At 36.1% G+C, this 16,143-nt stretch carries 11 protein-coding genes; 8 read left to right on the top strand and 3 right to left on the bottom strand.

What is annotated here, in order from left to right:
- Positions 1-8: 8 nt before the first annotated feature.
- Both nrdG and nrdD read right to left on the bottom strand, forming a co-directional pair.
- Positions 9-500: an anaerobic ribonucleoside-triphosphate reductase activating protein gene (gene nrdG, locus ACLTBU_RS01855; protein ID WP_177669381.1), complete on the bottom strand. Its 492-nt coding sequence runs from the start codon at positions 498-500 to the stop codon at positions 9-11.
- The gene (gene nrdD / locus ACLTBU_RS01850; RefSeq protein WP_412217218.1) at positions 497-2,611 is read right to left on the bottom strand and encodes an anaerobic ribonucleoside-triphosphate reductase; all 2,115 of its coding nucleotides are present in this window, start codon (positions 2,609-2,611) and stop codon (positions 497-499) included. The genes nrdG and nrdD overlap by 4 nt, the downstream gene beginning before the upstream one ends.
- A gap of 245 nt (positions 2,612-2,856) precedes the next feature.
- Here nrdD and ACLTBU_RS01845 point away from each other — a divergent pair, with 245 nt between their 5' ends.
- The 8 genes from ACLTBU_RS01845 (at position 2,857) to ACLTBU_RS01810 (ending at position 14,295) form a co-directional block, all read left to right on the top strand.
- Positions 2,857-3,561 (top strand): 3'-5' exonuclease, encoded by a 705-nt coding sequence (locus tag ACLTBU_RS01845; protein WP_177669385.1) that lies wholly within the window; start codon positions 2,857-2,859, stop codon positions 3,559-3,561.
- 11 nt (positions 3,562-3,572) lie between these two features.
- Entirely contained in the window at positions 3,573-4,427 is an 855-nt protein-coding gene (locus ACLTBU_RS01840) for an alpha/beta hydrolase (protein WP_177669387.1), read from the top strand.
- Positions 4,428-4,525: 98 nt separating this feature from the next.
- Complete coding sequence (locus tag ACLTBU_RS01835; protein WP_177669389.1) at positions 4,526-6,190, top strand: S8 family serine peptidase; 1,665 nt, start codon at positions 4,526-4,528, stop codon at positions 6,188-6,190.
- A 10-nt stretch (positions 6,191-6,200) separates the two neighbouring features.
- Positions 6,201-7,985 carry a S8 family serine peptidase gene (locus tag ACLTBU_RS01830; RefSeq protein WP_412217215.1) on the top strand — a complete coding sequence of 595 codons (1,785 nt, stop codon included), beginning with the start codon at positions 6,201-6,203 and terminating at the stop codon, positions 7,983-7,985.
- A 10-nt stretch (positions 7,986-7,995) separates the two neighbouring features.
- Entirely contained in the window at positions 7,996-9,732 is a 1,737-nt protein-coding gene (locus ACLTBU_RS01825) for a S8 family peptidase (protein WP_412217214.1), read from the top strand.
- Between the two features lie 217 nt (positions 9,733-9,949).
- On the top strand, positions 9,950-10,630 hold the full coding sequence (locus tag ACLTBU_RS01820; protein ID WP_177669988.1) for an ABC transporter ATP-binding protein: 681 nt from the start codon (positions 9,950-9,952) through the stop codon (positions 10,628-10,630).
- Entirely contained in the window at positions 10,614-12,956 is a 2,343-nt protein-coding gene (locus tag ACLTBU_RS01815; RefSeq protein ID WP_412217212.1) for a COG1361 S-layer family protein, read from the top strand. The genes ACLTBU_RS01820 and ACLTBU_RS01815 overlap by 17 nt, the downstream gene beginning before the upstream one ends.
- Positions 12,946-14,295 (top strand): ABC transporter permease, encoded by a 1,350-nt coding sequence (locus tag ACLTBU_RS01810; protein WP_412217211.1) that lies wholly within the window; start codon positions 12,946-12,948, stop codon positions 14,293-14,295. Before ACLTBU_RS01815 ends, ACLTBU_RS01810 begins: the two co-directional genes overlap by 11 nt.
- A 95-nt stretch (positions 14,296-14,390) precedes the next feature.
- On the opposite strand, the gene ACLTBU_RS01805 is transcribed toward ACLTBU_RS01810, so the two are convergent.
- Positions 14,391-15,368 carry a nucleoid-associated protein gene (locus ACLTBU_RS01805; RefSeq protein ID WP_177669399.1) on the bottom strand — a complete coding sequence of 326 codons (978 nt, stop codon included), beginning with the start codon at positions 15,366-15,368 and terminating at the stop codon, positions 14,391-14,393.
- Positions 15,369-16,143 lie beyond the last annotated feature (775 nt).

The raw sequence follows: 16,143 nt of genomic DNA, 5'->3' as shown, positions 1-16,143 counted from the left end.
TCTATTTTTTATGAGAAGAAAAGTTCTTTTTCAATTTGGCCATTTAGAAGTTTAAAAATACGTTGATTTGATGAACCTACGTATTTTTTTGTATCTGTTTTGAGAGCCTTTATAAAAGGACCATCTACAAGAACATCAGTGAGCTCAAGCATAGGCTTAAATTTAGGTTCTTGTAAAAGCTGCTCATAAGTATAGCCTGTATAAGCCCATATAGAAAGTCCTAGTGCTTTAACTTCTTTTAGAAGAAGTATAAGAGAAGTAGCCTGTTCAAAGGGATCACCACCAGAGAGGGTAATACCATCTATAAGTGGTAGATTTTTTTTGATTTTAGCTAGAATTACGTTTATAGGTACATCATCGCCATATTCGAAAGACTGCATCTCAGGATTGTGGCATCCTGGGCAGTGGTGGAGGCAACCGGATAAAAAGAGTACACTACGAAAGCCCTCACCATTTACAGTAGAGTGTTCCAGAAAGCCTGCAACTTTTAGGGTACTCATAGAGTATAAGTATGCTTCTGGCTACCATCATGAGCGATGCGGTCGTCTCTTTCAGCACTTTTGCCAGAGCCGAAGCGTTCATCTAAACTTAGATAGCCTGTTACACGGCTAATGCCTTGTATATCCATGCTGCCACAAGATGGACAGGCTTTAACACCATCGTTAATCGTTTCACCACAGTTTTTACAGTAGCGGAGGTGGAAGTTGATACCCATATAGCTGATATTAGATTCGCTATAAGCATAACGTATGATATGTTCAATGGTTTCAGCAGAAGGGTAGCCATCTACTTCAATATAACTAATGTGACCAGCATTACACATTTTGTGGAAAGGTGCTTCAATCTGGATTTTATCAATAATCGATACAGGATAATTTACAGGCACATGGAAGCTATTTGTATAGTATTCTTTATCTGTTACACCTGGAATAATGCCAAAGCGTTGACGGTCTTGACTAATAAATTTGCCACTTAGTCCTTCAGCAGGTGTAGCATAGCAACTCCAGTTAAGGCCTGTATCTTTAGTTGTTTTATCTGTAAAGTCACGCATACGTTGAATCATACTATAGCCTAATTCACGTGCTTCATCACTTTCACCATGGTGTTTACCTGTAAGGGCAATAAGTGTTTCGGCAAGGCCAATGAAGCCTATAGACCAGGTGCCGTTCTTTAAGATTGGGTCAATAGAGTCCTCAGAAGAAAGATCTTCTGATCCTAACATAAGTCCTTGACCAGCAACAAAGGGCAAATCTTTTACTTTAAGGTGTTTAAGAACTTCATAGCGATGCATTAACGAATCTTTAGCTTGATGAAGTCTTTCATCAAGTAACTGCCAGAAACGTTCTAAATCACCTTCTGCTAAAATACCAATACGAGGCAGGTTAATCGTAGTAGGGGCATTGTTACCACGTCTATTAGGACCCTCAGGGCCATTAATGTTAGAGCATACATAAGTTCTGCAGCCCATAGTTGCAGGAAGAATACCTTTATTGTAGTAATAAGCGTTAAAGTCTGCATCAATATTCATAAAGGTTGGGTTCATACGAGAAGCAGCAACGCGTGTAGCTAATTTAAATAAATAATAGTAAGGATCATTTGGTTCACGATTAACACCTTTTTTGACACGGAAAATAATATTAGGGAAAATAGGTTGTTCCTTTTTGCCAAGGCCTTTCTCATATTCAAGGAGGAAAGCTTCACAGACAAGGGCAGCATCTTCACTCATAGGAAGCCCAATATTTAAGCTACTGAAAGGTACTTGTGAGCCCGCACGTGAATGCATAGTATTAAGGTTGTACACGATGCCTTGCATAGCTTGATGAATACGTGTAGAAAGCTTCTCTTGTACGAAAGTGTTAAAAGGAGTATCTCCCATAACTTCTTTAAGAGGAGCATATTCTTCTTCAATTTCTTCGCGAGTATAACCTACATAAGGAGCCATATCGTTATCAAAGTTTACATGAGATTGACCACCAAACATATCATTTTGAGATGATTGAAGTAAAATACAGCTTAATTCTGCAGCTGTTTCAATACGCTTTGGTTTTTTTATGGTGCCATAACCTGTATTAAAGCCTTTTTCAAATATAGCACCTGTATCAATATGTAAACAATTAGTAGTTAGGTTGTAACTATCTAAATCATGATAATAAAGGTCGCCTAACTCATGTAATTTAGCTAGGTGCTTAGGCATAGTAGAAAGGTTGTGCCATTTATTTGTCTCACTTGCAATACGTAAGAGTTTAGAAGAGAAGTTATTGCCTACATTAGCATTGTCCCTATCTGTTTCAATACCAATAGCGTGGACTGTATCCATAAGCTCTGATTTTAAGTCACGAATACGTGTACGTTCTTTGCGATAATTAGCATAGGTGTTTTTAATAGAATTTAATTCAAAGTCGTCTAGAGTTTGCTCAATTAAATCTTGAATCTGCTCTACATTAATTTCATAACAACTACAGTCCTGTATACGTCTTTCAACTTCTTCTGTAATTTCATCTACATTCACAAGAAGATGAAGGTCACTTGCTGAACGTTTAATAGCATTTTTTATTTTGCAAGATTCGTAAGCTACCTTTCTACCATCTCGTTTAATCACGTAATAATCCATGATAATCCCCCTTGAAAAGTTCAATTAAGGTCTTCTTCTGTACTATATATATGACCTCTGCATTCTTTATATACTATATATTGCATGGTGATTTTTTACAAGCCAGTCCAAAAAAATTTTTTTGTCAATCGTTTTAAGCATAAAAAAATAAAAAATTTGGTAGAAATTAAAGAATAAATTTTGGTAGTAAATGACGATGACATCATGTAAAATAAGTACTAAAGAATGGACGTAAGGAGAACAACATGGAAAAATACATTGTTTTAGATATAGAGACAACGGGTACAAAGCCTCTTGAAAGTGATATTATTGAAATTGGTGCAGTTTATATAGAAAATAATCAGGTTAAGGATCAGTTTAATGAACTTGTAAAACCTAATGAAATCATCTCTGAATACATTACAGGTATAACGGGTATTACTAATGAAATGGTGAAAGATGCAGCGCCTATAGAAGTTGTTTTACCTCGATTTATAGATTTTTGCAGAGGACTTCCACTTATTGGACATAATATAGAAGTATTTGATTATCGTATGCTTCGTGTTAAAGCAACACGTCTTGGACTTAAGTTAGAAAATGATACATTAGATACACTGATTATTGCGCGTAAGATGTTATGGAATTTGCCAAGTCGAAAGCTTGGAGATTTATGTAATCATTATGGCATAGATTTATTAAATGCACACCGTGCTTATGATGATGCTTATGCAACTTCTGAGCTTTTTAGATTTTTAAGGGATGAATTTGAAACTAAAGACCCAGAACTTTTTAAGCCACACCCTTTAGCATGGCAGATGCCTAAGCAATCACCTATTACAGCAAAACAAAAAAAATATTTATTAAATTTATGTAATACACATAAAATAACATTAGAAAAAGAAATTGAAAGTTTATCTAAGTCAGAAGCAAGTAAGGCAATTGATACCATTTTAAGAGAATATGGTAGATAGAGGGTGAAAGTATGAACCTAATGGAGCAGTATTTTTATGGGAAAGATGGTGTAAAACTTTTTTGCCGCAAAGATATTCCTTCAAAATGTAAATGTATCGTAGTCATTGCGCATGGTTTTATGGAGCATTCAGGGCGTTATATTGATTTTGCTAAAATACTTATAGCACAAAATATAGGGGTATGCATTATTGACCATAGGGGTAATGGCTTTTCAGAGGGACCTAAGGGGGATATTGAAGACTTTTTTGATTTTGTAGAAGATTTACATTATCTCATTCAGGATTTAAAGAGCAGGTACAAGAAGCCTATTGTGACTTATGGTCACTCCATGGGGGGACTGATTACTTTTATATACGGACTTAAGTATAAAGAAGACTTAATGGGACAAATTTTAGCATCACCAGCACTTGGGGTACCTATAGGTATGAAAAATCTCCCACCTGCTTTTTATGAAAGTTTAGGTTTTATGGCGGGTGATTTGAAAATACACCGAGTAGGTGAAGGCCTTGCTACACGTAATGAAGTCTATATTGAAGCTTTTAAAGAAGATAAAGTAGGTAATACTTTTGCGACTATGCGCTTTATGGACCAGTTTTTAAGAATAGGTGTAGAGTATGCTATAGAACATGCTAAGGAATATGCAGTGCCTTCTCTTTTCCTACTAGGAACAAAAGATTTAGTGATTCCTATTAGTCGTAATAGAAGTCTTGTAAGAAAGATTCCATTTGAAGATAAACAAATTATAGAATATGAATCTTGTATGCATGATCTTTTACATGATTTGGACACAGAAATTCAGAAAATACAGGAAGATGTACTAAGTTGGATTGAAAAGTTAATCAAAAAGCATACTAAAACGAACTAATCTTTCATATGAATAATAAGAGATGAGCATTTGAGACTGCCTGAAAAGTTTTTACATAAAGCTTTCAGGCAGTTTTTGCTTGAATTGGGAGGGAGTATATGGATGAGATAAGGAGTTATTTAATAGAAACACCTATTGGCATTAGCGAATATATACAAAGATTTCCTAATTTAATTTTTAGTCCTATTAGTTCGAGGTTGACTGTGTTAGAAGTGCCTGAAGGGGCCGAAGGTGAATTTGCAGAGCTTCAGAAAGAAATAGCGTCCATTTATGAGCCTATGCTCTTTGGACTTAATGCAATACAGGCTGTAGAGCAAAGCAATATATCTATTTTTCATAACTATCCATTTGGGGAACTGCGTGGAACAGGAGTTATTGTTGGGTTTGTTGATACAGGTATTCAATATACGAATTCACTTTTTACATATGAGGATAATACAACACGTATTATAAATATTTGGGATCAGAGTATACCAGGAAGTGGTACAGGGCTTTATAACTATGGTACGGTATATACAGAGGAACAGATTAATGAAGCTTTAAGATCTCCAGATCCTTTAAGTGTTGTGCCAAGTACAGATGTGGATGGTCATGGAACAGCTTTGGCAGGTATAGCAACTGGAAATGAGCGAGGTGTGCCAGGAGGCTATGTAGGAGGGGCACCTGATGCTGACATTGCTGTTGTAAAATTGAGACCTGCTAGTAAGTATTTAAGAGATGCAAATCTTATTAAGACAGGTGCTATAGCTTATCAAGAAAATGATTATTTAACAGGAATTAATCATTTGTTACAATTGGCTAGCATTCAAAGAAAGCCTTTAGTTATCTGTACAGCTATTGGTACAAATCAAGGTGGTCATGATGGGAGAACTATTGTAGAACGTTACCTAGAGGAAGCGAGTACATTTGAAGATATTATTTTTGTATTATCTGGAGGAAATGAAGCCAATCAAGGGCATCACTACAGTGGAACGGTTACTCAAAATAGCACGAGTTTATTTGAGTTAAATGTAGGAGCAGATGAAAGAGGTTTTGTCATGCACTTATGGAGTAATGCACCTGATAAGTTGTCTGTATCTATTAGAACACCTTTAGGTGGAACTACTGGAAAAGTTCCCATTAATGCCATACAGGTGCAGGAATACACCTTTCCACTAGAAAATGCCAAGGTTGAAGTACAATATATAAGTTCAGCAACTACTTCAGGTGATCAAAGTATTCGGTTTAGATTTACAACACCTACACTTGGAATATGGGCTATTACTGTTTATGGTGAAACGGTAGTTAGTGGGAGCTATAATGTATGGTTACCTAAACAAGGTTTTGTAGGAGACGATACGAGATTTTTACAGCCAGATGTTAATATGACAATCACAACGCCAGGAAATGCTTTAGATAATATTACAATTGGGGCTTATAATGGAGTAGATCAGAGTATCTATGCAGGGTCTAGTAGAGGTCCCACACGAACGATGGTTATTGAGCCGTCAATAATCGCACCAGGTGTAAATGTAGAAGTGCCTAATTTAACAGGTGGTTTTACAACTTATAGTGGCACAGGGGTAGCTACAGCAGTTACAGCTTCAGCATGTGCATTGCTACTTGAATGGGCTGTTCTAAAAGGAAATTTCGAACCTATGAATACAAGAGTAGCAAGAACTATCTTAATTAGAGGAGCAAGGCGTAGTATCAATATGACTTACCCTAATAATATTGAAGGTTATGGCAAATTAGATTTCCAGAATAGCCTAATACTTGTATAGGGAGGAAATGATGAATCTTAATAAAATGAGTCCTTTATTGCAACTTGCATTAATTTTTCCCACATATATATCTGTAGAAGCTTTTTATCAAATTACAAGTCAAAATATTTTACAAGAAGAATGGAAGCTGATTGTTCAGTACCATAGGGATTTAGAGGAACTTAGTAACAGGGTGCCTTTTTCTTATGAGACAATTAATGGCCATTCTGCTTTTATTACAATTAATAAAGATTTAATTGCAGATTTATCTAATGAAAGGAGTGTTTTCTATATAGAACTTCCTAGAGTTATGCAGTATATTGCTGTTGAAAATGCTCTCACTATATGTGCACCACAAGCGATCTACACACCTCAAAGTTATAATGTATCAGGAGAAGGTGTCATTGTTGCTATAATGGACTCAGGAATAGACTATTCACATTTTGATTTTCGTAATGAGGATGGTACTACTCGTGTTTTAGCAATATGGGATCAAAATTTAGAAGGGACGCCGCCACCAGGCTTTTCAAGTGGTGCTTATTTTACAAAAGAACAAATTGATGAAGCTTTAAGTCAGCCTACCCAGGAGGAACGTTTAACGGTTGTACCAAGTACAGACATACTGGGACATGGTACAGCTGTTACAGGTGTAGTAGCTGGAAATGGAAGGGCTTCTGGTGGACAGAATCAAGGAGTGGCGCCTAAGAGTGATATTTTAGTGGTTAAAATGAGTGAACAGTTTTACCCGGATGGTACTTTGATAGGGCCTACTAATGCAGATGTAATGAGGGGGATTACTTTTGCTATTTCACAAGCGAGTATGTTTAACAAACCTGTTAGCCTTATGATAGGAACAGGTCTGAATGAAGGAGCACATGCGGGATATAGCAACTTAGAAATTTTTATTGATCAAATGAGTATTGTATGGCCTATTAATATGTCAGTAGGTACAGGAAATGAGGCGAATAAAGAAAGGCATACAAGTGGAACAGTGGTAGTGGGGGAAGTGAGAGATATACAAATTTCTATAGAACCAGGAGAAAAATTTTATATAGCTAACTTGTATAAGAATTTTGTAGATGATATGTCCTTTGTTATTATTGCACCTAATGGTGAAAAAACAGATATATTGCAGGATAATATTAATAACGTAGCCTATGTCTTTGGCAACACATCTGTACTTATTAACATATCCTCAGCCCCTTTTAGTGCAAGAAGCCAGGAGTTAATCATTTTATTAGAAGGCTTTGGAACAGAATTTGTAGATCCAGGTATATGGAGGATACAAATTATAGGAAATGCCATAGTAGATGGTAGATATAATGTATGGGCAACGGTAACGGATCAATATAGGCGAGGAAGTAGATTTTTAGAACCTGATCCTTTTACTACACTGACTATTCCTTCTACCGCACATTTGATTACGAGTATAGCCTCTATAAATGGACGAACGTCTCAGGTTTTAACTACATCCGGGAGAGGTTATACAGTAGATGACCGTGTTAAACCAGATGTATCTGCACCAGGGCTCAATGTGACTGTACCACAGGCTGGAACAGAAGCTTTATATACAACGATGTCAGGAAGTAGTATTGCAACAGCTTTCATGTGCGGGGCTTATGCACTCTTTATACAGTATGGACTGCGGATTAGACCAGATAGCTATCTTTATGGGGAAGCTTTAAAGGGGCTAGTTATGAGATATGCAAGGAAACCTAGTCAGTTTGGGACTTTCCCTAATCAAGCTTATGGATATGGTATTTTATGTATATCAGATGTACTTGACGAATTAGAACGTATTTATGGTCAGCAGTAAGGAGGAGAAGATGGGACCGAAAACCGATGCCGAACTTAATATCATATTGAATATGACCCAAGAAGAAAGAGATGAGCTTTTAGCAGACCGTGATCAAAGGCTTATCGTGAAATATCATGGAGACATTGAAAGAATTGCACAGGCTGAAGGGGCACTGGTAGAGCGTATTAATAATCAGATTGCTGTTTTTGTCATTCCCTTAGAACGTGCAAGGAACTTACTTCAATATCCTGAAATTGAATATATGGAAGCACCAAAAGACTTTTTCTACAACTTAACACAGAGTTTGGTTGCAAGCTGCATTAATACAGTTCAAAATAACTTGCCTTATCAGCTTAAAGGGACAGGGGTACTATTAGGGATTATAGATTCAGGCATTAATTATGCTCATCCTGATTTTAGGAATCCAGATGGAACCACTAGAATTGTAAGTATATGGGATCAAACTATCATGGGAAATCCTCCAGTAGGCTATCTAGAAGGAACGGAATATTCAAGAGAGCAGATTAATGAAGCCTTAAGAGCGCCAAATCAATTTGAAAGATTACGCATTGTCCCAAGTCAGGATACACTCGGACATGGCACACATGTGGCAGGTATTGCAGGAGGAAATGGCAGAAGCTCTGCGGGAAGGATAGTAGGTGTAGCACCAGAAGCTGAATTTGTTATTGTCAAATTAGGAAATCCTGCTGTTAGCAATCTTGTAAGAACAGCCGATATTATGCTAGCTGTACGTTATGTGATAGAAAAAGCAAGGGCGGAGAATAAACCTATTGCTATTAATTTAAGTTTAGGTATGAATGAGGGGCCCCATAATGGAACAGCACTGATTGAATTTTACTTAAATAGTGCTGCACAAGAATGGAAAAATAATATTATGGTAGGGGCAGGGAATGAAGGAATATCTCGTAATCATGTAGAGGAAAGTGTGGAGCAGGATGGTGTAACAACAGTAGAATTACAAATAGGATCTAATAAGCGTACTTATAGTTTTTTTGTCTGGCAAAATTCTGTTGATCAGTTATCTTTTCAACTTATTGCACCAAATGGGCAAAGTACACCTCGTATTTCCTATACGACGCCTGTAAGGAGATATGTAATAGGGGGAAGTGTAGTTTATCCAGCCTTTGCAGGGCCTTCTCCTCTTAATGGAAATATTGAATTTGGTGTATTTATGACAGGGCTACAGGGTGGACCTATAGATTCTGGATTATGGAGAATGCGTATATTTGGAGACAATGTGGTAGATGGAACTTTTAATATCTGGGGAGAGAATATTGCTACAGCAGGTAACGAGACATATTTTTTAGATAACACCCCTGATTTAACATTAACTACACCATCTACATCGTCCTTTGTTATTTCAGTAGGAGCCTATAACAGTGTGACAAATCAAATTGCTCCTTTTTCTGGGAGAGGTTATACAAGACCACCTGTTCAAATTAAGCCGGACCTTGTAGCCCCAGGGGTTGATATTATGGCCGCCAACTATGCTGGGGGATATCAAACTTTATCAGGCACAAGTATGGCAACGCCCCATGTAACAGGTTCAGTAGCACTCATGATGCAGTGGGGAATTGTACAAAATAATAATCCTTTTTTATATGGAGAAAGCATCAGAACCTACTTATTAAGAGGAGCTAATAGGAACGTGCCAGGAGTCATCTTTCCAGACCCCAGTTGGGGATATGGTAAGTTATGTTTAAAGAATAGTTTAGATATGGCTAGACGAGCAAGTTTTGTTTAAAAAATAAATAAATATTGAAACTTAAAAGAAGGGTTATGCGTCTAATAAAGAGGTATAACCTTTTTGTATAGTATAAATGTAATAAAATAAAAAGTTTAATTTGTAGAAAAGATAAAAAGTTTATACTATACTAAACTTATTGGTTGAATAAAGACAAAGAAGGAGGGATAACTTGAGTAAAATTATACAAGTAGAGGGCCTTAGAAAAGTTTATCGTATGGGTCAAGAGAAAATTGTAGCACTTGACAATATCAATCTTGAAATAGAAGAAGGCGAAATTTGCTGTTTATTTGGGACATCAGGATCAGGGAAATCTACTTTGCTTAATATGTTAGCTGGCCTTGAAAAACCAACTAAAGGAACAATAAAAATAAAAAATAAGCGTGTTGATTTGCTAAATGAATCACAGCTTGCAACCTTTAGACAGAAGCATATAGGATTTGTGTTTCAATCTTATAACTTAATACCGTCTTTAACGGCACTTGAAAATGTTTCTTTACCACTTATTTTTCAAGGAATGCCAAAAGCCAAAAGAGAAATAAGGGCAAAAGAAATGTTAAAGGCAGTAGGCTTAAGTAAACGTATGCACCATAAACCAAAGGAAATGAGTGGTGGGCAGCAGCAGAGAGTAAGTATTGCAAGAGCCTTTGTCAATCGTCCTAAAATTCTATTTGCAGACGAGCCTACAGGAAACTTAGACACCCATACAACCATCGAAGTTATGGATATGATTCGTGATATAGCTAGGAAATATAATCAGACATTAATTATTGTATCTCATGACCCAGAAATTGCAGATTATGCGAATCGTATTATTACGATTATAGATGGGAACATTCATAAGATTGAAGTAAAAAATGGAGAAGAAAGGGAGATCATTTATGAAAGGAAAGAATAGGGCAATGGGACTGCTTATGGCAGGAATTATTGCGGCATCATGTACATATCCGACAGGAGGGAGCTTGTATGCTACAGAGCTACAACAAGATGAAAAGTCTATATTAGTTTTAGAAGCAGATGCAGTTGAAGCAAAATTAGAAAAAGGGGATACATTTAATGTGTTTGTTAAGGCTACATATACGCCAGCTCAGGGTGATAAACGTAGTCTTAGTGATATTATTCAATATATTGAGCTTTCAGGAAGTACTTCTAAAAGTTTAACTGCAAAAGACGTTCAAATTAATGGAGATAATACCATCATTATTATGGATTTAGTCTATAATGGTACTGGAAATTCTGTAGAACTAGAAATAGGTTATGAAGGTATGAAAGAACCAGCTACTGTACAAATTCCTTTGAAAAATGCAACAGCGGCTATTAGTGCAGGAGAAGGTCTTACTTTGTCACAAAGTGTGATTAATGTCGTTGCAGGAGAAATGCAACAGATTACATTGACGGTAAAAAATGATAGTAAAGCATATGTAGAATCTGGAAAGATGAAATTGAAAATGAAAGACACTACTTCTGCAAAAGGCATTGCACTAAAGAAAAAGGAAATCAGCCTTTCATCCATGAATAAAGGTGAACAAAAAGATTACTATGTGACACTTGATGTTGATAAAGATGTGACACGTGGTATTCATGACATGGTTGTAGAAATTGAAGGAAAAGAACATATCGTTAAACTTAAAGTAGATAGTAACTTTATGCCCCCAGCCCTTGAAGTCAATGTAACCAATACAACAGCATTTGAGACAAATGTAGCCAAAGCGATCCAAGTAAACATTAAAAACGTTGGTCATGTAGCAGCTAAAAATGTAAAACTTGAAATTGTACCAAATGAAAAAGTCTTTGTAGCAGATGGCAGCAATGTGCGTTATGTAGAAAATATTGAAAGTGGTAAGGTGCAGACTGTACCTGTGAGTCTTATTGTAAATGATACAAGTACATATAATTTGCCAGTAGAAATGAAATTAAGTTATATTGATGATTTAGGTGAAACGCAGACAAGCAGTCAATTTATTTATTTAAGTACAAAAGGCAGTGTAGCGCAAAAAGAGCTTGAGATTACAACAACAGCAGAGCCTACAGGGCTTAAGAAAATAGGTGAAGAGTTCAATATTGGATTTAAAGTAACAACGCCAGATGAAGCTAAAAATGTTAAAATTAGTGTTAAAAGTTCAGAAGGCATTGTTTCTAAATCAAAAAGTATCTTTATTGAGCCAAAGCTTACAAAAGGACAAACTAAATCTTACAATGTAACTTTTGTAGCGACGCAACCAGTTACAACAGGAACTTATCCAATTGAAATTGTAGCTGAATATAGTCTTAATGGCCAAGAAGTAGCTATTAAACAATATGCAACTGTTTCAGTAGAAAATGAAGAAGCTGAAGAGGGTGAAGGCAAAGGAAAAAGTAAGCCTAAAGTAATTGTAGGAACATATAGTTCTAATCCAGTTGTTGTAAAAGCTGGTGAAGAGTTTGACCTTGAAATTGGTTTCCTTAATACAAACAAGTCAAAAACTGTAAATAACTTAAAAGCTAACTTAACGGTTAAAGAACAAGGTGAGAATGATACAGGCAGTGTGTTTACACCAGTAAATGCAAGTAATACATTCTTTATTGATACCCTTGCACCAGGTCAAATGGAAGTAAAGAATATTAGACTTTATACGATTCCAAGTGCAAAACCAAAGACTTATGAAATTACTCTGGAAATGGAGTATGAAGATGAAAACGGTGAGGCTATTACAGCAACAGAGCATTTTGGTATTCCAGTTGAGCAGGTAACTAAGCTTGAAGTAGCTGAAGTACAGGTAGAGTATGCTGAATTAGGTATGCCCGCTGAAATGACAGCTAACATTTACAATACAGGTAAAACAAGTATCAGTAATATTAGAATTTCAACAACTGGTGAAGGGTTTGAGGTACAAGATAATACACTCATTATTGGGGCATTAGAAAAAGGTAGTTCTAAAACTTATATGCCAACGATTATTCCAAATCAATCAGGAACGCTTACTGGACAAATTCAAATAGAGTATGAAGATGTTACAGGTAAAATGCAGTCTTTAACGCATGATTTCCAAGTAGAGGTTATGGAAAGTGCACCACCAATGGAAGAAGTTCCAATGGAAGAAGTTCCAATGGAAGAAGAAAAGCCTGCAAAATGGCCAATTCTTTTAGGTGTTGCAGTAGGTATAGGTATTGCCGCAGGTATTACTGCATTTATTATGAAAAAACGTAAAGATAAATTAGCTGAGATAGATATCGATGAAGATTAGTGATCTCATTATGATGAGTGTACGAAGCTTATGGCGGCGAAAGCTTCGTACTTTCCTCACCATTTTAGGTGTTGTCATTGGGGCAAGCTCTATTATCTTAATGCTTTCCCTAGGAATTGCTATGGACAGTAACTTCAAAGAACAACTTGCAGGTATGCAGTCTCTTACTATAGTAGAAGTTTATCCAAATAATTGGGATGATCCTAAGGCGCCCAAACTAAATGATAAGGCAGTAGAAACTATCAGCAAATTGCCAGGGGTGCAGATGGTCGTACCAAACCGTTCTCTTCAAGCTTATTTAAGATTTGGTAAATATGCAACAAGCTGGCAGGTAGAAATACGTGGGTTATCAGCGCAGGAAATGGAAGCATTAGGTTATAAAGTAGAGCAAGGTAGGTTATTTACAGATCAAGATAAGAATAGCATTTTGTTAGGCCAAGAACTTTGTCGTGAATTTGTAAAGGCAGGGCAAGAGATTAACTGGCGTAATCCACCTCCACCTATGGAATTTAAAGTAGGAGAAGATGTACTTAAACTAGATGTAGGTCGGTATACAGGAGATACTAATGAGCCACAGACAGATAGCCAGGGCAATCGTGTAGAGGTACCTAAACAACCTAAGGTAACTGTATTAGGGATGTTTGGACCAGAAGACTGGGGGAATAGCTATTCAGCAGTTATTCCATTAGAGATTTTTAATAAGCTGAAAGAAGACCAGGAGCGCTATAATAAACAGCTTTATGGTGAAGAAAATAATCGTAATCAAGATGATAACCAATATGGTAATTTACGAGTTAAAGTAATAGATGAAGATAGTGTAATCAGTGTACAAGAGGCAATTAATGAAGCAGGCTATAGAGCATCAAGTCCTATGGAATACTTAAATGAAATGAAGAAAGCTTCTAATAGCATTCAAATTATGTTAGGAGGTATTGGCGCTATTTCACTTGTGGTAGCAGCAATAGGCATTACCAATACTATGATGATGTCTATCTATGAACGTACAAAAGAGATTGGTGTTATGAAGGTAATTGGTGCAAAGCTTACAGATATTAAGAAAATGTTTCTTGTAGAGGCACTTGTTATTGGTGCTTTAGGGGGTACAGTGGGGGTATTGTTCTCCTATTTATTATCTTATGCTCTTAATAAGTTTGGGCCACAGATTGCAGGTGAGATGTTTGCTATGCTAGGAAGTGGTGGTAGTAATGTATCTATTATTCCACCATGGCTAGCACTTGCAGCACTCCTATTCTCTACTGTTATAGGACTTATATCAGGTTATTTCCCAGCAAGACGTGCTATGGGATTATCTGCACTTTCTGCTATTAAGACAGAATAGGATTTATAAAAATCATTATTAAAAGTAATCAGTAATATAAAGGCTGTAGTAGCTTTATTACCTACTAAGGTAGATAAAGCTACTACAGCCTTATTTTATTTATTAATAACAGAGCCTATATTTTTAAGCAAAATAGAGAGTGTCCCATCTGGATTATTAATAAATTCGATAGTATCTGGGTCATTAAGAAGCTGAGTTGGTAGTTTAAGTTCAATACCTGTATTCGTTTTAATCTTATGAGAAGTGTATTTTCTACCTACTTTTTCAGCTTGTGGAAGCTCAATCACAGGGTCTGTAATCCCTTTTTCTTCAAAAGAATTCATACAAGAAGTAATAAGTTCTTCATGGTCACCAAAGGTGTCATGGAGTACATCATCTAGCATAATACTGCTTGTACTTTCTATACTTTTAGCCAAATTGCTCTTTGCAAATGAAAGAGCTTCTACTTTGTTCTCAAAGTTTTCCTCAATGGCTTCTGTAATAACTTTTTCTACTACCTTAATTTTTTGTTTAGTAGAAAGAGGTGCTGTGCAGCCAAGAAGGGTATGTACATACTTTTCTTTATGAATGTCAAGTAGAAGGAGATTAAAGGTCTCTAAATTAATAATAGCAGCTTCTTGGATTTTGCTTACTGTATCATGGAAGATGGTTTTATGCTTAATAAGCTGATTGATAGGGCCGTGAATATCTTGATCTACAGTATGAGTGTAAGCTTCCTTATAGTTAAGCTTGAAGAAGGCTAAATATGGAATGGTATCACGTTCAAAATGGGTAATAATAAGGTCCCCACTCGAGATGGTCTCAAAAGTTTGCATATAAGCATAAAACTGATGTGCTAAATCACAGGAAAATGCATAAAAATCTTGTAGACCATTTTGAAGTAGTTCGTACCACATAGAAGTATCTTCAAAAACAGCCTTGCATACACTGTGGTTGTCAAAAAGGTCTGCTAAGTAACTCGTAATATAAGCCTCAGTATCATCTGTTAAGGTGATAGGACTTGCAGATAATATAGGCATATCATGTGAAAGATCTAAAATATGAATAATAGTTTGCTTAAAGACGATACTCATTTTCTTTACCTCGTTTAATATAATAATCTTTATTATGCAAAATAAAAGTAAAAAAGTAAACCCTCTTCCTAAGGAATAAGGCCTAACTTATTTTTCTATAGACTATATTATAAGCTATACTAGCATCTAGAAGCCCCAGAAAAGAAACGAGCACCTAAATAGTGTACGATAGCCAGCGTAAAGCCTATGCCTAAGCCCTCACTTAGCGTGTAGAATTTAAGAGCATGAAGAAGATAGATTGTACAAAGAACTAAGAAGCTAAGAAGAATAGGCAGTCCTTGATTAATCCAGATTTTAAGATAAGTATTGTGAGGTTTGTCTACGCAGGTAAAAGTCATATAAATACTACAGAAGGTAACAAGCCAGTAGCCCATACGTTTCTTGAAGTTTTCCGTAGCAAGTGTAACGGTAAGGAAAGAGGGACATATAATCTTATAAAACTTCCTGTATAGTTTCAGTTCCGTAGAAGAGCAGTCCATTACTTAGTTTTTCAAAATACTATAACAATAAAACATGACTATGACATAGCAAAGTACCACACCTAATCCCCAAAAACGTTTAGGATCACCTAAAATAGAAAGGTCTTTATAGGGTGATAAAAAGATTGAAAACATATTTCCTAGAATAAAGACAAGACCATTTATACTATAAGTCTTAAAAGCTAAATCTTGGTGTGACTCTACTTGTTTGCGTAGTATAAGAAGTCCTATAAGCATAAAGCGTGTTAAAAAGATAAAAGTATTCCTTATAAAACAGATAATATGTCGAGATTAGG

Origin of the sequence: Zhenhengia sp., from assembly GCF_046966505.1 — a bacterium.
GTDB classification, from domain to species: Bacteria; Bacillota; Clostridia; order Lachnospirales; family Cellulosilyticaceae; genus Zhenhengia; species Zhenhengia yiwuensis.
This window is presented reverse-complemented; position numbering and strand designations above follow the sequence as displayed.